Below are 19,640 nucleotides of genomic sequence, written 5' to 3'. Positions count from 1 at the left end.
GTTCCGGCAATTCCGGAACTTATTCAGATGTAATGATTGCTAACATAGCCCAAGTATAATTGGATTGATTTTCCGTGTCAATATACATTACATAATAATTATTTAAATTCCGTTTCGATCGCGGCCGATGCCGGGAAGATTGGCGCTGATGGCGTCCCTTGCATCGCGCGCAGCTTTCTGGTGCGGAACAGGTAATAAGTAACGCCGAAAATGAGCCAAATGCAGCCAAGCAGCAGTGCTTGGGAGTCGAGCAGCGTGATCAGCCAAATAATAAATGACGCTCCGATCAGCGGGAAAATCAAATACTGGAACGTTTGCTTGAGCGAACGCTGTTTACGTTTGATAAAACATTCTACAATGACAGAAATATTAACAAAGGCAAACGAGGTTAACGCTCCAAAGCTAACGAATTTGACGGCCATATCCAGACTGATGACAAGTGCAAGCAGCGAGATGACGGATACAAGCACGATATTATTAACCGGCGTGCGGTATTTGGGATGCAAAGCGCCAAAAAACTTTTTCGGGAGAATCGAATCGCGGCCCAGTACGTACATCAGACGGGATACGCTCGTAACCGAAGTCAGCCCTTGCGTGAAGATCGCAAAAATTAAAACCGTGGTAAAAATCGCCCCTAATGCCGCCCCGCCCGCAAGCTTCATCAGTTCAAAGCCGGCTGCATCCACGTTATTAAAGGTTAGGTTAGGATATCTCACCTGTATCAGAACGGATGTTGTAATATAGAGGATACTCGCAATCAGAATGATGAGCATAATCGCTCTTGGAATCGTCTTTTTCGCGTTGATGGTTTCCTCCGACAATGTCGATACGGTATCGAAGCCAAGGAAAGAGAAGCAGATCAGCGAAGCGCCCGCAAGCAGCGTCGACAATCCGGTATCCATGTGAGTGAACGGCAGCACGACGTCATGTACGCCAGATAAGCCTTTCATCAAATAGCCGCAGAACAAGGCGATAAATATGATCTGGAAGAGAACAAACAGCTTGCTTAAGCTGGCGGAGAATTTAATGCCCGCGATGTTTACGACTGCCAGAATAATATTCAGCAGAATGATCCACACATAGGCGGGAACTGCAGGGAATTGGGCATTCAGATAAATGCCGAAGGTCAGGCAGGCAATAATCGGGGAGAACAAGTAATCGAGAAGAATCGCCCATCCTACCGTAAAACCGGGAATAGGATGCATCGACTTTTTGACATACGTATAAGAGGAACCGGAACCCGGGAAGATCTTAGCCATTATGCTGTAGCTGTACGCCGTAAAGAAGATGGCAACGATCGAGAGCGAGTAGGCTTCCGTAATCATTCCTTTCGAAGCATCATAAGCGATTCCGAATACCGAGAAGTAAATCATTGGCGTCATCCAGGCCAATCCAAGCGCGACGACCTGAACAAGCGTAAGTGATTGGCGCAGCGTAATTTCTTGTTTCATCTCCATACTCCTCCCTATCTCTGGACAAACAAGGTGAAACGGCTTCGCCGTCCTTAGGCGGCAGAACGCGTTTCAATCCGGAGAATAAAAAAAAGCCGCGGGAAGATATTGTTCATATCCTCCCGGGCTTTTCTCCCTCCGTGGACACAGCCTATTGGCTGTGCGTCCTCTCTCGGACCAGGCCAGCGGTTTAGATCGCTGCGGAACCCTAGAGAACAATGGCTATTCAGTTGCTCGCGTAATGTAAGCTTACATTCTTCGTTTCAACTTGATGTTATTTAATATAACATGTAAATTTTGTTTTTCAAGCCCCTTTTTCAAATTTATTCGCAATGATGTTCGATTTGTTCACATTTAAGCGCTTACCCTTACATTTAAGCCAGAAAAAAAGAAGGCCACCCTTCGCTAGAAGAGTAGCCCTCCTTCTATTACTTACCACATTAACTGCCAATTCCTATCATCTGAGGCTGTCAGCAAGCCTTTAGACTGGATATGCCCAACAGCTAAATCGGCCATATCCTCCGCCCCTTCATAGAGAACAGGCTTCCCTTGGAACATATCGAAGTTTCCGCCGCCGCCAGCGCGGTAACTGTTCATCACCACGGAGTATTCAGCGTTCACGCTTAACTCTTCTCCGTTCCTGGAAAGCCTTGTAATGCGTTTACCAACAGGAAATGAGAGATCAATGTCATATTCAATTCCTGCCCACATGTCATAATTGTAATGCTGGGCTTTAGGTTGTAGATAAGCTTCGCTAATACCTGGTTTTCCAGCCGCATCAAGCTCGAAGTAAGCAGCAGACTGTTCAAGTGCCAGCCGGATATCCTCTCCCGTCAACCGAAGAACCGTTAGCGTGTTTGGGTACACAAAGGCTGACAGCACATCCCTGACCGTAATGACAGATCCAAAGCCCCGGCACTCTTCGCTAAGCAAAGCCGCAGCGGATATTTCCGCTCCTGTAGCTTCAAGCTGCACTTGATGAATAAATTGTACAAAAGGATGCGGAGCCTTGCGGCATTCAAAGGGATCGTCAACGGACAAGTCCCCTTCCGCAGTTCCGATGGGCTGGTCCAGCCACTCCTGCGTCATTCTTTCCATATCTCCGGTTAGGACCTCTACTTCCCTATCCGCCGCCGTGTCCGCCGCCGGCTGAAGCAGCCGGGCAGTCTTAGAAACAACCCGCCAGCCGTCCCCGCTATACTCAAACTCAATTGTAAATTGCCCAAGGGCTTGTCCGTTGCTTCCCGTCTGCACGACGAGCACCCCGTTCAACTGCTCCGCGATCAAGCGGTGCTGATGCCCGGTGATCAGGACATCGATGCCGGGGACTTCCGCACAAATCGCGTAAGCCTGGTTTTCGCCGGTTAACCGCTCGGTAGCTTGGCCATTAGCCAAATCGCGTTCGAAGCCTCCATGATAGCTGACAATGAGAAGATCCGGCTGCTCATGCTCCCGTATATAGGCGGTCCATGCTTTTACGGCTTCAAGGCTATTACGGAATTCCAACCCATCGATATGACTTGCTTTCTCCCAATGAGGGATATAATGCGTTGTCGCCCCAAGAATAACCACATTCAGCTTATCCTCTATCCGTTTCACTGTATAAGGCTTGCCCAATGACGGTTCTCCTGTTTCCTTAGCTATAATATTGGACGCTAACCAAGGGAAACGCGAGGTTTCAACAGCATGCTTCAACGTCTCAAATCCATAATTAAACTCGTGATTCCCCGGTACGGCCGCATCATATTGAAGGTTGTTCATGACTTCAATGCACGGATGAATGCCGGAAGCGTGCGCTGCCGCGAAAGCGGCAAATGGCGAGCCCTGCAGCATATCTCCATTATCGATAAGCAGCAGATTCGGACACTTCGTTCTCTCTTCCTTAATAAGCGTAGCCAGCTTGGCAAGTCCGGAAGGAATCTCTTCTCTTGTCCGGTAATCCACCGACTGAATATAACCGTGAATATCGCTGGTAACCAGGATGACGCATCTCATATTCTCTCTTTCCACTGTCAGGTCTTCCTCTCCTTTCAATAAGCGCTATTGTAACAGAGCCCTATTCGCCAAGATATGTCTTTATGCGTATTTACAAATACTTATCTCCCCTTTGACCTTCCGTTAATAGAGATTACCTATAGTGGACGAGTATTTAAAATATAGAAATTTTTGGAGGGTTTTGGAAGTGAAGAAACTGCATCTGATCGTCTTACCACTGTTACTGCTCGCTTTATTGGTTAGCGCCTGCGGTAACAACAGCAACTCGAACGCAAGCAACAACGCTGCGAACTCAGCAAGCCCGTCAAACGAAGCTTCAACCGATCCGTCCACGCCAGAAGAAAGCAAAGCTCCGGAAGGTTATGCGCCAACTGAACTGACTGTTCAATTCGTGCCTTCGCAAAACGCGGATACGCTTGAAGCGAAAGCAAAGCCGCTTGAAAAGCTGCTTAGCGATAAGCTTGGCATTCCGGTAAAAGTAAGCGTATCGACCGACTACAACACCATCATCGAGGCTATGGCTTCGAAAAAAGTAGACGTAGGCTTCCTGCCTCCTACCGCTTACGTTCTGGCGAAAGAGAAAGGCGCGGCTGAAGTAATGCTGCAAGCACAGCGCTTTGGCGTAGACGACGCTACCGGCGCTCCTACTACGGAGCTGGTAGACAGCTACAAGTCGATGATTATCGTGAAGAAGGATTCGCCAATCAAAACGGTTGCGGATCTGAAAGGCAAAAAGATCGCTTACCAGAACGTGACTTCCTCTGCAGGTTTCGTATGGCCGGCTGCCGCGTTGATGGACGCAGGTCTTGATCCGCTGAAGGACGTTCAACCGGTTACCGTAAAAGGCCATGACCAAGGCGTTCTCGCCGTTCTCAACGGCGACGTGGATGCAGCCGCGATTTTCCAGGATGCACGCACGCTCGTATCGAAGGATTATCCGAAAGTATTTGAAGATACCCGCGTTCTTACTTTCACGGAACCAATTCCTAACGATACCATCAGCGTTCGCTCGGACATGAATGCAGACTGGTTCGCTAAAATTCAACAAGCTTTCATTGATATCGGTACTGACCCAGAAGGTCACCAAATTATTTTCGACGTATACTCGCACCAAGGTTATGTGAAATCGGATGACAGCGTATTTGACATCGTACGCCAATACAACGAAAAAGTAAAAACCGAGTAGTCTTCGTCTAGTGACGCCAATTAAGGCATCGGACAAGCCAGTACAACGCCGCCTGCGGCCTGTACTGGCTTGTCCCGTTACAGAAACTTTCTAAAAGGATGGGTTCTCATGATTGAGCTTCGCCAAGTATCGAAAATTTACCCGAACCAGACCAAAGGGTTAAACCATATCAACCTCACTATACAAGAAGGAGAATTCATCGCTATTGTCGGTTTGTCTGGCGCCGGCAAATCCACTCTCCTCCGCTCCATTAACCGGCTGCATGATATTTCAGAAGGCGAAATTCTGATCAACGGCCAATCGATTACAAAAGCAAAAGGGAAAACGCTTCGTTTGATCCGCCGGGATATCGGCATGATTTTTCAAAGCTTTAATCTAGTCAAGAGATCTTCCGTTCTGCGCAATGTATTAGCGGGAAGAGTTGGTTATCACTCTACGATCCGGACCTTAACCGGCCGTTTCCCTCAGAAGGATATCGATCTGGCTTTTGAAGCGCTCGGCCGGGTTAACATTATGGAAAAAGCGTATTCCCGCGCGGATGAGCTGTCAGGCGGCCAGCAGCAGCGCGTCGCGATTGCCCGCGTTCTGGCCCAGGAAGCAAAAATCATTCTAGCCGATGAGCCCGTCGCTTCCCTGGACCCCCTAACGACCAAACAGGTTATGGACGATTTAAAAAAAATTAATCAGGATCTTGGCATTACGACGATTGTGAACCTGCATTTTATCGATCTTGCCAGAACGTATGCCACCCGGATCATCGGCCTCCGCGCCGGCGAGGTAGTTTTTGACGGCCCCGTATCGGAAGCGACGGATGAACGGTTTGCCGAAATCTATGGCCGTCCGCCTCAGCGGGACGAGCTTCTTGGAGAGGTCGTCGTATGAGTCTTCACGTGAATATGAAGCCCGCCGCGTCTCAAAAGTCAGCGCGTCCTAAGCCTCCAAGCCGGATCAAGCATTATTTGACCATCGTATTGATTCTTGTCCTGCTCTGGGCGAGCAGCAAACAAACCGAAGCCTCCCTTCCCGAGCTTATTACCGGAATGCCCAATATGTGGGATTTGCTGAAGGAGATGTTTCCGCCGCGCTGGAGCTACTTCGACAACATTGTTCACGGCATGCTCGAAACGATTCGCATGGCCTTGATTGGCACAACAATCGGCGCAATACTGTCTATACCCGTTTCCTTGTTATGCGCTGCTAATCTGACGCGTTCCCGCTGGCTTTATTATCCGTCGCGATTTCTTCTAAATCTGGTTCGTACGGTACCGGACCTGCTTCTTGCCGCGATCTTCGTGTCCGTCTTTGGTTTGGGGCCTATTCCAGGGATCTTGGCCCTGACCGTGTTCTCGGTTGGCCTCATCTCCAAACTGACCTATGAACTGATTGAAACGATCGACCATGGTCCCCTGGAAGCTTTGACGGCTGCCGGAGGCAACTTTACGCAAAAGATCGTATACGGCGTTGTACCGCAAATCCAGGCTAACTTTATGTCGTTCCTACTCTATACCTTCGAGATTAATGTCCGCGCCGCCGCCGTATTGGGTCTTGTCGGCGCCGGCGGAATCGGTCTTTATTATGAAGCAACGCTTGGCTTCCTGGAATACGACAAGACAAGCGTCATTATCCTCTTTACGCTTGCCGTCGTTCTTGTTATTGACTATGCCAGCACAAAGCTAAGGGAGAGACTGCTATGAATAACGTCATCATCCAAAAGCCGAAAAAAAATCCCTATCGCTGGCTGATCTACCTCGCCCTTCTCGCCGTGTACATCTGGGCTTTTAGCGGCGTGCCTTTCACAGGCTTTAAAGAAACCGCGGGAACCATAATGAAATCCATCCTTACAGGACTTTTTGAGCCGGATTGGGATTATGTATATTTGCCGGATGGCGAGGATTTACTCCGGGGACTGTTGGATACGTTGGCTATTTCCGTTCTGGGAACGATTATCTCAGCTGTGGTCAGCTTCCCTTTTGCCTTCTGGGCGGCCAGAAATATGAGCAGGTTCCGGACAGTCTCGAGATCGGGAAAAGTTGTTCTGAGCTTTGTGCGCACCTTTCCCGAGCTGGTTATGGCCCTCCTCTTTATTAAAGCCGTAGGGCCAGGCTCGTTCGCGGGCGTTCTCGCCCTTGGCATTCATTCCGTCGGCATGCTTAGCAAGCTGTATGCGGAAGAGATCGAGAGCATCGACCGCGGTCCTTCCGAAGCCTTGCTTGCATCCGGCGCCAATCGCTTCCAGCAATTATGGTTTGCCGTACTGCCGCAAGTACTGCCAAGCTTTTTGTCCTATACGTTGTACCGGTTCGAGATTAACGTCCGTTCAGCAACCATCCTTGGCTTTATAGGAGCAGGCGGAATCGGTACGCCGCTCATCTTCGCTTTAAGCACGCGCCATTGGGATCGTGTCGGCATTATTCTGCTTGGGATCATCGTCATGATCACCATCATTGACCTGATCTCCGGCGCGATTCGCCGAAAACTCGTGTAATTAAAGAGGCCGTCTCAAAAGGGGTTCGCTCGCTAGAGTGACGGCTCGCCTTAGTAAAATAACGAAATAATTTTCATAAAAATAGCGCTGCAGAGAGTTATCCCTGCAGCGCTATTTTTCGTTTTTGCTCCTTTATAGCTTTCTTCAGCAAATTGTGGGCAAGCGAAAACCACCCGACCTCTAGGCTAACTTTCGGTAAGCCTCGAAGCAGGAACCGGCGGAATCCCCGGTTATTCTTGATTTGGCCAAACACACTTTCTTGTTCGTGCATGCGCCGAACCGACAAGGCATGTCCATCTTCAAAATGCACTGCGTGTAGGCATAAATGATGACCTTCATAAGCATTTTGGGGTGGTAGCTATCTCGGCCACCTCCGGGATATTTAACAAGAATCGGCTTCTTGTTGTTTTGTCCTTAAAGCATTTCATTGACAGGTTAATGGCAAACGGAGCATTTTAATGATTCTGGAGAAGCGTTAGCGGTCGCTTTTGTGAAGGGATTCCAACCTTACCTCGTTGATTCACGGAATCCCTGAGCAATGGCGATTGGAAGAACATTAAAATGCGCAGGCTGCTGTTTAACCCAAACCTAAATAACAAAGGAAGGGTAAATATCATACCCCCGCTTTTGTACCGGTGGGGCAAATACCCAAGCATATCTCCTTCCCTCTCATATATTGAAGAATACTCCAGACGTAAGGAGGTGTTGTGAATTATGTCAGGACTTGGCCATGGTTTTAACAATGTTGGTTCAATTCTTGTGCTGTTCATCTTGTTGGTGATCATCGTCTGCGGCTGCGGATTTGTAGGCGGTTGGGGTGGCGGCTGCGGCGGCGGTTACCCAGGAGTTGGAGGCGTAGGTACAGGTAAAGGTTACTACTAATCCATGCGGCAAATGCCTCCATGCATGCTGATGGATGTAATCCTTTAAATAGATGCAGCAGACAGCAGACCCCTCTACGGAGTCTGCTGTCTGCTGTGCCTGCCGGTCAATCTCCCCACCAGGCGATTCACCTCGGCATGGCGATTATCCCCTTATCTTTGTACCGGAGGGGCAAATGGAATTGGTCAAATGCCTCCGAGGCAAATACCCAATCACATCCGCTTCCCGCTCATATATTAAAGTATATCCAGACGTAAGGAGGTGTTGTGAATTATGTCAGGACTTGGCCATGGTTTTAACAATGTTGGTTCAATTCTTGTGCTGTTCATCTTGCTGGTGATCATCGTCTGCGGTTGCGGATTTGTAGGCGGTTGGGGTGGCGGCTGCGGCGGCGGTTACCCAGGAGTTGGAGGCGTAGGTACAGGTAAAGGTTACTACTAATCCATGCGGCAATTGCCTCCATGCATGCTGATGAATGTAATTCTTTAAATATATGCAAGCGGACAGAAGGCCCCTACATGGGGTCTTCTGTTCGTTGTGCCTGGCCTGTCAATTTTCCTAGCAGGAGATTCATCCTAGCATGACGATTGCAAATAGTCTCTTATCTACGAGATAGAGGTCCAAGCACTTGCTAACATAGAAGCATAATCTATAGTGTATTCTAAATTACTAGGAGGTTTTATTCTTAATGGCATCTTCCGGTTTCATTCTTGTTCTGTTCATCTTGTTGGTCATTATCGCTTGTAGCTGTGGTATCTTTGGTGGTGGCTGCGCCACTTCTTACGGCGGATATCGGGATAAAAAAAGCTAATAAAACTGGCTAAAACAAAAGACCCTTCGCGGGGTCTTTTGTTTTTTTATTTACCGGATTCCGCATGCATGGCATCGACCGATTTACTCATGAGCTTGAATATAAAATTTGGCGCCATCCGGCTCATCAGCTTGAGCAGATTGCTTTGCCCGGGACGAATTTCAAGCTGATCCTTTTCCATGGCTTTAAAGACATGACTAACAAGCTCGGATACTTCCATTGCCGCACTGCCTTTCATATCATTAGCTTCAAACGCGTCAACAAGCGTTGTTTTTGTGAGTGGCGGAGCAAGCTCAAACACCCGAACCTTCGTGTTCTTGAGCTGAACCCTCCAGCGGGTGAAGGAATGAATACCGGCTTTTGTTGCGCCGTATACGGGAGAGATCGCGAAGGGGACAAAAGCCAAGGCGGATGAGACATTCATGATGGCCGCGGATGGCTGCTTCAGCAAATGGGGCAAGAACTGATCAACCATTCGAATCGGTCCGCTCAGATTCGTCTCGATCTCCCGGCTGATGTCGAGAAGATCAACTTCCTTCTGCTGCAAGTTGATTTTACGCATCAGGCCTGCGTTATTAATAAGCATATTAAGTTCCGGGAATTGTGCGGTTACGCTGTTATACAATTTTGCGATAGCTTCCGGATCTGTAACATCGCACGGGAACGTATGAAGCTTCGGGTATTGCGCCTTCGCTAGTTCGAGCTTGGCCTGATCCCGGCCGGACACGATAACCGTATTGCCGAGGGCCGATAAACGGCTAGCCAACTCGAGACCGATGCCGGATGCTCCGCCGGTAATAAGAATGGTATTGGAATGAAGTTTCATTGGATTTGTCCCTTCGCTAGTGAATTTATCGGCAGTATTTTACCACCTCGATCCCTATCTTGTCACCAAAATAAGGAATTGCGAAGTCATATCAAAATAAAGCAGAGGAGTTTCATCCCCCTCTGCTTGTCCCTTACTTAATATAATGGTTACTGACGAGATCGCCCTGGATGGCTTCTGTCGGAATAATGAATTCCGGTAGGCCCATCGAGCCGGGAGCAACCTCGTATTTATTAAATACGATAACCAGCTTGCCGTCTTTGTTAATATAGAAGCTCTGGTCCTTCTTAATCGACGAGAACGTCTCCTCTATCGAGATATAGTCCGTTGCTCCGGCAATCCAATAGATCTTGCCGTCATCGCTTTTCATCTGCTCTTTCATTTGGGCTATGATATTGTCGCTGACCAACTTCATATACTGATCATCTTTGAACAACATCGGCAATGTAATCAGTCTCTGATTCTTCTTATCAATGGTATCGAACTGCATCACCGTGGAAGAAGATCCGGCGGTCTGAACAATATAACGGCCAATAGACAAAATCGTATTGTTATCCGTCTTCACTTCATATCCGGCATCTATACCGACATGAGCGTCGTTAAGACCTTGCTTCTTCAGTTCTTCAATGTCTGCCTGGAATTCGTCGTATAACGCTTTACTCTCGGCCAAATACTTCTGATTGAGCCCAAGCTGCAGCTCCTTGTTCTCCATATTCGTTATCGCCGGTACTTTGATATCGGCTTCGTAATTCGAATCCTTTACCTTGAACTCCTGAAGGGTAAGCACTTTGATAATCCGTTCCACGCCAGGAATGGAAGCAAGAGCGTTCGCAACCGTTGTACTGGCGTTAATCGCAATCAGAAATACGAGTATCGCTGCCGCTACCGTCATCCCCTTCACCTTCAAACGTTTCGCCTTGCGGGTTTGCAGGGCTTGTTTGATGGAACGGTTAACGATAAGATCCAGCTCCTCCGGAATCGGTACCGACTGATACTCCTTCCGCAGATGCTCTAATATATCACTCATCCATTAGTCTCCTTTAAGGAAGTATCCTTCAGCTTCATGCGAAGCAGCCTCAACGCTTGATACAACCTCGTTTTGACCGTATTCACATTCTCGTGAAGCACCTCCGCCACTTCTTCGATTTTCATATCTTCGAAGTAGCGGAGGACAACAACTTCCCGGTATTTAGAGGGCAAATCCGCGAGTGTCCTGACCAGATCGATGTCCATATAGGAATCTTCGGCGCCAAGCGCGTAAAATTCCAGCTTTTCCTGGTCCATCGGATGAACTCTCTTGTGCTTGCGCAAGAAATCCAATGAGGTGTTCACAACGATGCGGTAAAACCAGCTCTTCACCACTGTGGAATCCTTGAGCAGCTCGATACTGGTCATGGCTTTATAAATCGAGTCCTGAACAATATCGAGCGCATCCTCTTTGTTTTTGACATAGCTGTATGCCAGCCGGTAAATGTTTTCCTTATTCTCTGTAATGCAATTGGTCAGTATTTGTTCGGACTTTCTGTTCATGGCCGGCATACCCTTCTCTATTTATGGTCACTTGGTGATGGCACCGATAAGCACGGACGCATAAAATTCTGCGCCATCACGCTTTAAATGAACGCCATCCTTCGCGAAATAATCTTCCTTCCCTTCGCTTGCAGAATACCAGTCTACTATGGTTACATTGCTGTACGCCTTAGCAACTTCTGGAAGCATCTGATTTACTGTATCCTGCCAATTCCGCGGAACCCGCGTATTAACGAGATAAATATGCTCAACCTTATCAAGCGACTCGATTAACGCCTTCAGTTGCTTGTTGGTAAACGCTCCGTTGGTCCCCAGTTCAAGAACGACCGTGCTGCCCAGCGTATTATCGGCCTTCATCTGGTCGATCACGTCCTGTGCCTGCCTCATCTGCCGGCCAACTTTACCGTCCACGACAATACCCGGCATTAACTTCTCGAGGAACGGTGCGGCATCCAAAATAACAGAGTCTCCGATAACGGTAATTCCTTTGCCGCTTCCCGCTTGGTGGACAGGCGGCTTCGTCGTTTCAACCGGCGGCTTATTCGGGTCATCCGAGCCCTTTTGCGGCGGCTCTGAAGAGTTATCCTTTGTCTCTCCGGAAGGCTTCCCGGCATCCGTTTCCGGTTCTTTGGACGGCTCCGGCGTATGCTCCGGCTTAGTCGACTGAACAGGCTCTTTTGTAGGATCCGGCTTGTCATTCTTCGTCGGTTTGCTTGTTGCGGTATTTGCATCCGGTTTATCCGTATGCTCGTCGGGAGTTACAACGACAACATCGTCTTTCGGCTCTTCCGTTGGAGGAGGCGTTGGAGTAGATGATGGTGCCGATGGCTGTACGTCATCACGCTGGATATTATCCGAGACAACCGTAACCGGAGCCTGTTTGGCCTTCAGAAGCGAGTTGCCGAAGCTTGGTGTAAGTAATAAAGGAATAATAATCAGAAAAGCAAGAGGCTGTACGCCAAGCCATCTGACGGATAATACCGTCCGGAATTTTGCCCGAAGCGAGCCGCGGCGAAGCGGTTCCTCGATATACTTGTAAGATAAGGCAGCGAGCGCAAAGCTTGCCGCAATCTGAAACGCAATCAGTATTGGGCCCGGGGTAACGGCCTGATTGGAAGGGTTCGTTAAAATAATAACAGGATAATGCCAAATATATAAGCTATAAGAACGAACGCCAATCCATTTTAGCGGGCGAAGCCCCATTGCTCTGGCCAGCAAGCTGGCAGGATGTGCTAGTACAGCGATTACAATTGCAGTGAGAATCGATAAGCCAAGAAAACCGCCGCGGTATAACGCAGCATCGTATTCGTTCATTCGGTACATCATGACGATAAGTACGATTAAGCTTATGCCTCCGATTATATCCATCGAAAACCGGGAGGCTGTGGAAACAGCTGCATTCAGCTTATGACTCGGCCATACAACAGCCAGTGCCGCTCCAATCAAAAGACCAAACATGCGGGTATCCGTACCATAGTAGACGCGGCTTGGATCGGATCCGGGAACATACAGGAACGCCATTGCCAGTGACGATACGACAGCTGCGACAAGAATCATAACGAACAGCTTGCCGCGGCGGTGGGTCAGCAGCAATAACAGCGGCCAAATCAGATAGAACTGCTCTTCAATCGAAAGAGACCATAGATGTCCGATTGGGGACGGCGGGCCAAAGCTTTCGAAATACGAGACCTGATGGAAAATGAGCCACCAGTTATTGACGTAGAACAGCGATGAAAAGTAGTCGCCCTGTAAGTGGTTTAATCGGTTGGGATCGAGTAACAACAGCCATATGGCAACGAACAGCAGCATACAGAACATCGCAGGAAGAAGCCTGCGTGCTCTTCTTATCCAGAAGTCCTTCAAATCCAGCTTTCCGTAGCGCTGCTTCTGAATAAGGATTTGATCGGTAATGAGGTAGCCGGAGATGACAAAAAAGATGGCAACTCCAATTAATCCTCCTTGCGCCCATTTCATGTTCAGATGGTACGCGATGACGGCGAGCACCGATAAAGCCCGTAATCCGTCTATTCCCGGCATGTAACGTTTCTTGCTGTTCATGTTGTCTTCCATTGCTGTTTCCGTCCCTTACATATTAAATAATTTTGTTATGTATTCAAGACGCATTAAGCCGCCAAAAAGTTTGCACTTTTTTATGGAAATTTCGAACAAAAAAAACAGCATCCCTTCACTTCAGGGTATGCTGTGGGCAAGCCGCTCGATTCCTATTTTCATTTGCTCAAAAGAAGCGTAAGAGTAGGACAATCGGATATGATTTTGATCCGTTTTATCATAGAGGTATCCGGGATTGAGCAGTACTCCGTCTTTAAGTGCGGCATCAAACAAGGCAGGGATGGATAGGTTACGGTTGAGCCGGAGCCAGATATAGAATCCCCCCGTGGGCTCCTCCCATTCCGCCGCCCCTTTCAAATAATGCTCCAGCAGCTGAAGCATATAGGTACGGCGGGCTCTCAGCTCCTTCCTCACATGATCAAGATGCTCCCCATAGAGCCCTTGCCGGAGAAATTGCGTTACCGTCCATTGGGATAACGTGCTTGCTCCATAATCGGATTGCATCTTTACATCGGCAAGCCGGTGGATCACCTGCTCCGGCCCAATGACCCAACCAATCCTAAGTCCTGGACTCAGCGTCTTGGACATGCTTCCGAGATACAGGACCAGACCGTTCTGGTCCAGCGATTTAATCGGCGGAGGGGACGGCTCGTCCAGCCAAAGATCGCGGTACGCGTCATCCTCCAGGATCGGCAGCTTGTACTTTACGCATAATTCGTACACCTCTCGTCTTCTCTTCAAGGACATAACCGTACCCGTAGGGTTATGGAAGCTAGGGATGGTATACAGTAACGTCCCTTTCCCTCTTCCCGCGTAAAACTCCAGCACCTTTGCGTCCAACCCATCCTCATTTAAAGGCAGACCGGACATACTCATGCCGGCAGACTGAAATACTTGTAGAGATTGCAAATAAGACGGAGATTCGGTTAAAACGGACGAACCGTTCTTCAACAGACCAAGGGCTATGAGCTGCAAAGCTTGCAGCGCTCCGGACACAATAAGTACCGAATCGGGTGATACGTTCACTCCGTAACCCGCCATGTGCTTACTGATCTGCTCCCGAAGCGAATACAAGCCGCGAGGCTCCGGATAGCCGAATATATCCGCTTGGGGCGCCAGCTGCCGTAGGATTCGGTTCATCTCCTTCGGAAAAAAATCCGGAGAAGGCTCTCCCGTCCCAAGCCGTATAATGTTCGGAATAAACTCGGCATGATTGATATCCTGAATGGTCCGTTGGTTCGGCCGGTGAACGCCGGTCTTTACATAAGACTCCCAGTCCGGCAGCTTGGGAACCTCCCTGTCCCAGGCTGCAGCTGCGGAAACGATGGTCCCGCTGCCGCTCTTCCCTTCGACCAGCCCGTCTGCCGTCAGCTCTGCGAAGGCCTGTACAACGGTGCTCCGATTTACGCCAAAGACTTGGGAGATAGCTCTTTCCGTGGGTATACGGCTGCCCGGCGGCCATTCGCCGCTTTCTATTTTTGCACGGACATAATCCGCGATTTGCCGGTATAGAGGAATGCCGCTGCTCCGGTCCGGCCTCCAGTTGGTTTCAAACTTCATCGGTATCACCTATTCACTGATCTAATAATTGGTTGGTATGCGGGCCAACCATTTGGATGGCGACAAAGCATGCTACGGCCCTTACAATTAGTCCATATTTTCAAACAATGAAAGGCTGTGTTTCCTTTGCCATTCCTGCATGGTTTAATACTGGCCCTAGGGCTCATCCTGCCCCTTGGCGCACAAAATGTTTTTATTTTCTCGCAAGGCGCGCTGCAAGCCAAATTCCGCATGGCTCTTCCGGTCGTTATCGCTGCAGCCTTATGCGATACGATTCTGATTCTGCTGGCCATTCTTGGCGTCTCTGTCCTTATTATAAACATACCCGTGCTCAAAACCATTCTTATTATCGCCGGCGTTTTGTTTCTGGCTTATATCGGATGGATGACCTGGCGTTCAAACGGTGGAGCATCCTCCGCTGCCGAAGCCCGCAGGTATTCCCCGCGCAAGCAGGTTATGCTCGCCGCCATGGTATCGCTCTTTAACCCCCATGCCATCATGGATACCATAGGAGTAATCGGTACCAGCTCTTTGCATTACAGCGGCCCGGCAAAATGGATGTTCTCCATCGCCTGTATTTTCGTCTCCTGGCTGTGGTTTTTCTCTCTCGCTGCGGCCGGAAGGATGCTTGGCAAGCTGGATTCCAGCGGCAAACTGATGAAGGCGATGAACAAGATCTCCGCTCTGCTTATATGGGCATCAGCCATTATGATGATTGTAATCAATGTATAGACGGAAGAAGACCAGCCCAAAGCCGGTCTTCTTCTGTGTTTATGGTCCAATCCCGTCTTTTTCAAGCTTTTGCGTCTTCAGATCCGGTCGCCGCAAGGTGAAATTACTGTCGATTTCCACCTCGGCTTTGGCAAACAATGAATCCCATTCCCTTGCAATGGGTTTGAACTTGCGAAAGTGATACCGGTAATAATGCTGGCCGAAGCCAAACACGTCTACGCCAAAATTTTTCTGCACATAGCTAATCGTCTTTTGCATTTCTTTGTTAACGTATTCCCGGGTCATTTCTTCAATCTTGTCATACCCCTCAATCGTCGACAGCTTAATATTCTGGTCAAGACTTGTAATCTTGCCGTCTCCTTCGACATTTACCCGGATCTTTGGCGTTTTACCGTCCATCCCGACATGCATGTGGGAGTGCATATGGTAGAATTGAACGCCTACGGCGCCGGAGCTTTTGGACCCGCTGCCCGATCCCGGCAAGGAAAATAAAGTGTTATAGACGTAGTCGCTGGCCAGCATAACCATACGCGTATGCTCATTGGACAGGTATCCGATAAGTTTATCTTCGCGGAAGACAGCAGCTCCAGCCATTTTGACGACGGCAGCCGGAGAGACCGTCTTGATCGAATCGAGGGATGCGCTTTTCTCTACGTCGCCCGATATGGTAATCGCCCCGAGCATCAGCACGCGTCCTTCGGTTAACAGCGCTTGTCCAACATCGTACAAGTGACTCCGGGGAATACCTCCATAGACCTTCCGGTAGGTCTCCACCTGCATCTGTATCTTATACCCGGCATATTGCCCCCTCGCGTATACGGTTCTTAAGAAATCCGATGCCGGAGATCCTTTTCCCACCAACACGAGAACGTCTTCGCGAACGTACCGGTTCCGTTGCAGCACGTCCATAAACTGATCGATCCCTTCCCGTGCAAGCCGTTCGTCAATAATGATAACCCGGATATGAGAGATAAGGATCATACGCTCCAGGCTTTCGTTAATCCTTTGCGTTGCTTCGGCTATCGAGTTTCCTTCTTTGGAATAGACGGCGGTTGGCGTGCCGCCTTTTCCCCCTTTGTTAGGATCCGTCTCCAAAGCATTAACGACCTCGAAGGTAACCTTGTATTTCATATGGTCGCCCGGTTCAAGCGCCATTCCCGTGACAAGCGAAGACCGGTTCAGCTCGGTCTGATCCCAGCATCCCGTACAGGCGGCAATCAGAGCAAGGCTGAGCAGGATCATCCCTCCGAATCGTACGGCGCTCATGTGACCCTCCTCTTGTCCCAGCGGGAGAACAAGGACAAATACGGTACGCCAAACGATTCAATCCGCGTTATCTGTACCATAAGCAAGGCACAACCCAGCACGAGACCGTAAAGCCCGATTACGGAAGCCAGAATAATCATCCCGAACCGGAAAAAGCGCACTTTGGAACCAAACGTATAGATTGGCGCAACAAAGCCGGAAATCGCTGTCAAGGAGACAACAATCACATTAATGTTGGAGACGACTCCGGCCTGCACCGCAGCTTCGCCAAGCACGAGTGCTCCTACAATGGAGATGGTTGGCCCAACCAGCCGAGGCATCCGCGTACCCGCTTCGCGCAAAATTTCAAACGTAATTTCCATGAGCAGAATCTCAATGCTGGCCGGAAAAGGAATGCCCTCCCGCTGGGCCGCAATGCTGGTCAATAGAATGGTCGGAACAAGCTCCTGATGGTAACTGGTCACCGCGATATAGAGAGCCGGGACAATCAAGGACAAGATAAAAGCGAAGTAGCGTAGACAGCGGGAAAAGGTTCCGATAACAAACCATTGGTATTCGTCCTCCGGCGATTTGAAGAAATCCGTGAATAGCGAGGGAACAACAAGCACAAACGGACTGCCGTCAACAATTATGGCGATTCGTTTGTCAATCAAATAGCTGCAAATCGCGTCCGGCCGTTCGCTGTTATAGACAGTAGGAAACAGCTGTATTCCTTTTCCCTTCGAATGAAGCATCTCTTCGATCCGGCCGGAATCAAACAAGCTGTCGATATGCGAGCTGTTCAGCTTCTCCTTGACTTGCTTTATAATATGCTCCTCCACCTCGCCGTCCAAGTAAACCATATAGACAGCTGTATGCGTCATGAAACCAAGCTCGAACTTCTCAAAGCGGAGCTTTACATTATTGAATCTTCTGCGGATCAGGCTCATATTCGTATCTGCCGATTCCGTAAATCCTTCCTTCGGGCCGCGAACGACATTTTGCGTGGTCGGCTCGTCAATGGAACGGGAATTGAGTGTTCGAACCTCCAGAACAAGCACCTTTGGGAAGCCGTCAATAAAGATAGCGGCGTTGCCAAGAACAATTTTGTTCATCACCTTATCCAGACCCAGAATCGTCTCGTGCTTCAGCGCGGCATAATGGACGGTCTCCAGCAGATGAAAAGTCTCGTCCATGCCCATAGGCTCTTTATGTTCGGAGAGCGTCAGATCCTTGAGAACATGCTCAATGACGAAATCCGTGTTGGTCATAGTTGTCAAATAGCATAGAAGCCCTTTATAATGCCCGACATCCACGGAGACTACCGCCAGATCCGCCGTATTGCCGAACACGGAGGCAAATTGTTTTTTTACGTTATCTAAACGGTAGGACTCCTCTGCGGCAAAGCTCATATTGTCCGTATTCATGTGGCCTCTCCTTTTCGGTAACGGATTCGGAGCAGCAGCAGCGTTAATAGAGGCAAGATTAATTGAAGCGGAATATGCAGGGTATAAATGACATACGTCAAGCCTTCCGTCAAATGCTCGGCGCTGTTGCGCGTTACAAGGATTGAGAATGCTCCTGCCAGAAGAGCTAGCGGAAAATTATACTTCCCCGTCTTTCCCTTGAAAATATGCGTAAGCCCTTCCGTGCTGGCGAATAGAAAGACGGCGCATTTGAGCAGCGTTCCGAACATAATGATGAGTGTGATGATGGCATCCATCCGCGTGATGATATTGGAAATATTAATGAGGCGTGCCGCATCCAGCAAAGCAAAAGAGGAATATTTCTTCTCTTCGATGCCAAGCGTCCAGATTTGAATGAGATCAGAAACCGATAAAATAACGCATGCGCTCAGGAAAGCATATAGGGTAATCCGGCGAAATCCTTTCGCGCCGCCAATCTCCTTATGAAACACCAGGAATACAACGATCTCTCCATAAGGGAACCAGATGGAGTGCTGGAAGGCAGACAATATCACCGGCCCGATTCCTTTCGATAAGAACGGTAGCATCTGTTCCAGAATAAGCGAGCTGCTGAACATCAGAAGAATCCCGATAGCAAGCAGCATCATTAACACAATACATAAAACAAGCGAGGCAAAGCGGGCTATGGCCTGAATCCCGCCCAACGTAGCATAGGCAACGATTAGCACGAACAACGTTGTGATGAGCGGTACGGGAGTCATTCGCAAGAGCGTGCTCATCACAAGCTCAATCATATCCCGAATATTCCGGGAGGCAATGTACAGGAAATAGGTTGCGTAGACAAGAACAAAAGCTTTGCCTATGATTTTCCCCCAAGCTTTTTCAAGCAGCTGGTACAGCCCCATATCCTTCTGGGAAGATAACATTGCCCCGTACATGACAATAAACAAGCATGCGGGGAAGAAAGCAACGATTCCGACTAACCAAGAGTCCGGAACCACGCTTGGCGTTCCAAAGATAATCGATGTACTAAGCAAAAACACCAGCTGCATTGCGAACATATCAACATAGTTAATTTTGCTTGGCGTCACCGTTCTCCTCACTCCCTTGCTTATTCGATTGCTTGCCAGGCTTCTTCTTCAAACGATCGGTCATATTGAAGTCTACCCATCCCCCCATCAGGAACGCAGCCACGATAATATAGATGGTCGAAGTATCCGGATAGATCGGAAGCAAATGCACTAATACATGCACGAAAGATTGCTTGAATACCAGCATATCCAGCATGGACATGAACAGCAGGCTCATAACCGTAATGACGAACAGTCCGAGGATGATCACGAGGGCACCCTCCCTAACCTTGTAGTTATTGTCATTTTGCTCCAATAGGGATGGAAGTATGTACAAAAAAAGCACCGCGGCGTAACCGAAGTTACAACC

At 49.0% G+C, this 19,640-nt stretch carries 19 protein-coding genes, 1 pseudogene and 1 riboswitch; of the genes and pseudogenes, 8 read left to right on the top strand and 12 right to left on the bottom strand.

All coding sequences use genetic code 11. The annotated features are described in order from the left end of the window. Window positions 1–98: 98 nt before the first annotated feature. Window positions 99–1,451, bottom strand: a complete 1,353-nt coding sequence (locus PJDR2_RS14195) for an APC family permease (protein WP_015844397.1) — start codon at window positions 1,449–1,451, stop codon at window positions 99–101. Window positions 1,452–1,568: 117 nt separating this feature from the next. Next, window positions 1,569–1,674: riboswitch (guanidine-I (ykkC/yxkD leader) on the bottom strand. A gap of 209 nt (window positions 1,675–1,883) precedes the next feature. Further along, complete coding sequence (locus tag PJDR2_RS14190) at window positions 1,884–3,461, bottom strand: bifunctional metallophosphatase/5'-nucleotidase (protein WP_015844396.1); 1,578 nt, start codon at window positions 3,459–3,461, stop codon at window positions 1,884–1,886. 172 nt (window positions 3,462–3,633) lie between these two features. Here PJDR2_RS14190 and PJDR2_RS14185 point away from each other — a divergent pair, with 172 nt between their 5' ends. The 4 genes from PJDR2_RS14185 to phnE (PJDR2_RS14170) all read left to right on the top strand — a co-directional run bounded on the left by PJDR2_RS14185 (window position 3,634) and on the right by phnE (PJDR2_RS14170) (window position 7,117). Further along, window positions 3,634–4,632 carry a phosphate/phosphite/phosphonate ABC transporter substrate-binding protein gene (locus PJDR2_RS14185; protein WP_015844395.1) on the top strand — a complete coding sequence of 333 codons (999 nt, stop codon included), beginning with the start codon at window positions 3,634–3,636 and terminating at the stop codon, window positions 4,630–4,632. Between the two features lie 108 nt (window positions 4,633–4,740). Continuing rightward, window positions 4,741–5,514 (top strand): phosphonate ABC transporter ATP-binding protein, encoded by a 774-nt coding sequence (phnC, locus tag PJDR2_RS14180; RefSeq protein WP_015844394.1) that lies wholly within the window; start codon window positions 4,741–4,743, stop codon window positions 5,512–5,514. A gap of 14 nt (window positions 5,515–5,528) precedes the next feature. Then, window positions 5,529–6,326 (top strand): phosphonate ABC transporter, permease protein PhnE, encoded by a 798-nt coding sequence (phnE, locus tag PJDR2_RS14175; protein WP_041614290.1) that lies wholly within the window; start codon window positions 5,529–5,531, stop codon window positions 6,324–6,326. Then, entirely contained in the window at window positions 6,323–7,117 is a 795-nt protein-coding gene (phnE, locus tag PJDR2_RS14170; protein WP_015844392.1) for a phosphonate ABC transporter, permease protein PhnE, read from the top strand. Before phnE (PJDR2_RS14175) ends, phnE (PJDR2_RS14170) begins: the two co-directional genes overlap by 4 nt. Before the next feature lie 97 nt (window positions 7,118–7,214). Here phnE (PJDR2_RS14170) and PJDR2_RS14165 read toward each other — a convergent pair. Next, a pseudogene (locus tag PJDR2_RS14165) lies at window positions 7,215–7,376 on the bottom strand (transposase); the annotation flags it as partial. 455 nt (window positions 7,377–7,831) lie between these two features. Between PJDR2_RS14165 and PJDR2_RS33195 the strand changes: the two are divergent. The 3 genes from PJDR2_RS33195 to yjcZ all read left to right on the top strand — a co-directional run bounded on the left by PJDR2_RS33195 (window position 7,832) and on the right by yjcZ (window position 8,810). Further along, window positions 7,832–7,999, top strand: a complete 168-nt coding sequence (locus PJDR2_RS33195) for a hypothetical protein (protein ID WP_015844391.1) — start codon at window positions 7,832–7,834, stop codon at window positions 7,997–7,999. A 273-nt stretch (window positions 8,000–8,272) separates the two neighbouring features. Beyond that, window positions 8,273–8,440: a hypothetical protein gene (locus PJDR2_RS33190; RefSeq protein ID WP_015844391.1), complete on the top strand. Its 168-nt coding sequence runs from the start codon at window positions 8,273–8,275 to the stop codon at window positions 8,438–8,440. A 247-nt stretch (window positions 8,441–8,687) separates the two neighbouring features. After that, complete coding sequence (gene yjcZ, locus PJDR2_RS32905) at window positions 8,688–8,810, top strand: sporulation protein YjcZ (RefSeq protein ID WP_150106484.1); 123 nt, start codon at window positions 8,688–8,690, stop codon at window positions 8,808–8,810. A 46-nt stretch (window positions 8,811–8,856) separates the two neighbouring features. Here yjcZ and PJDR2_RS14160 read toward each other — a convergent pair whose 3' ends face one another. The 5 genes from PJDR2_RS14160 to PJDR2_RS14140 form a co-directional block, all read right to left on the bottom strand. Continuing rightward, entirely contained in the window at window positions 8,857–9,636 is a 780-nt protein-coding gene (locus PJDR2_RS14160; RefSeq protein WP_015844390.1) for an SDR family oxidoreductase, read from the bottom strand. A gap of 133 nt (window positions 9,637–9,769) precedes the next feature. Then, entirely contained in the window at window positions 9,770–10,663 is an 894-nt protein-coding gene (locus PJDR2_RS14155; protein WP_015844389.1) for a DUF3298 and DUF4163 domain-containing protein, read from the bottom strand. Beyond that, window positions 10,660–11,166, bottom strand: a complete 507-nt coding sequence (locus PJDR2_RS14150) for an RNA polymerase sigma factor (RefSeq protein ID WP_015844388.1) — start codon at window positions 11,164–11,166, stop codon at window positions 10,660–10,662. Before PJDR2_RS14150 ends, PJDR2_RS14155 begins: the two co-directional genes overlap by 4 nt. A gap of 27 nt (window positions 11,167–11,193) precedes the next feature. Continuing rightward, window positions 11,194–13,236: an acyltransferase family protein gene (locus PJDR2_RS14145; protein ID WP_015844387.1), complete on the bottom strand. Its 2,043-nt coding sequence runs from the start codon at window positions 13,234–13,236 to the stop codon at window positions 11,194–11,196. A 120-nt stretch (window positions 13,237–13,356) separates the two neighbouring features. Further along, window positions 13,357–14,796 carry a PLP-dependent aminotransferase family protein gene (locus tag PJDR2_RS14140; RefSeq protein WP_015844386.1) on the bottom strand — a complete coding sequence of 480 codons (1,440 nt, stop codon included), beginning with the start codon at window positions 14,794–14,796 and terminating at the stop codon, window positions 13,357–13,359. A 126-nt stretch (window positions 14,797–14,922) separates the two neighbouring features. Here PJDR2_RS14140 and PJDR2_RS14135 point away from each other — a divergent pair, with 126 nt between their 5' ends. Continuing rightward, window positions 14,923–15,528 (top strand): LysE/ArgO family amino acid transporter, encoded by a 606-nt coding sequence (locus tag PJDR2_RS14135; RefSeq protein ID WP_015844385.1) that lies wholly within the window; start codon window positions 14,923–14,925, stop codon window positions 15,526–15,528. Window positions 15,529–15,567: 39 nt separating this feature from the next. Here the strand turns inward: PJDR2_RS14135 and PJDR2_RS14130 are convergent, their stop codons facing one another. Genes PJDR2_RS14130 through PJDR2_RS14115 form a run of 4 tightly spaced genes read right to left on the bottom strand, consistent with a single transcriptional unit; the run spans window position 15,568 to window position 19,541 of the window. Further along, window positions 15,568–16,794 (bottom strand): Ger(x)C family spore germination protein, encoded by a 1,227-nt coding sequence (locus PJDR2_RS14130; protein WP_015844384.1) that lies wholly within the window; start codon window positions 16,792–16,794, stop codon window positions 15,568–15,570. Further along, window positions 16,791–18,200: a spore germination protein gene (locus tag PJDR2_RS14125; protein WP_015844383.1), complete on the bottom strand. Its 1,410-nt coding sequence runs from the start codon at window positions 18,198–18,200 to the stop codon at window positions 16,791–16,793. Before PJDR2_RS14125 ends, PJDR2_RS14130 begins: the two co-directional genes overlap by 4 nt. Beyond that, complete coding sequence (locus PJDR2_RS14120; RefSeq protein WP_015844382.1) at window positions 18,197–19,291, bottom strand: GerAB/ArcD/ProY family transporter; 1,095 nt, start codon at window positions 19,289–19,291, stop codon at window positions 18,197–18,199. Before PJDR2_RS14120 ends, PJDR2_RS14125 begins: the two co-directional genes overlap by 4 nt. Next, complete coding sequence (locus PJDR2_RS14115) at window positions 19,272–19,541, bottom strand: hypothetical protein (protein WP_015844381.1); 270 nt, start codon at window positions 19,539–19,541, stop codon at window positions 19,272–19,274. Before PJDR2_RS14115 ends, PJDR2_RS14120 begins: the two co-directional genes overlap by 20 nt. Window positions 19,542–19,640 lie beyond the last annotated feature (99 nt).

This window comes from Paenibacillus sp. JDR-2 (assembly GCF_000023585.1).
Classification (GTDB): Bacteria; Bacillota; Bacilli; order Paenibacillales; family Paenibacillaceae; genus Pristimantibacillus.
The sequence above is the reverse complement of the archived record's forward strand: the minus strand, read 5'-3'. Positions and strand labels throughout refer to the sequence as shown.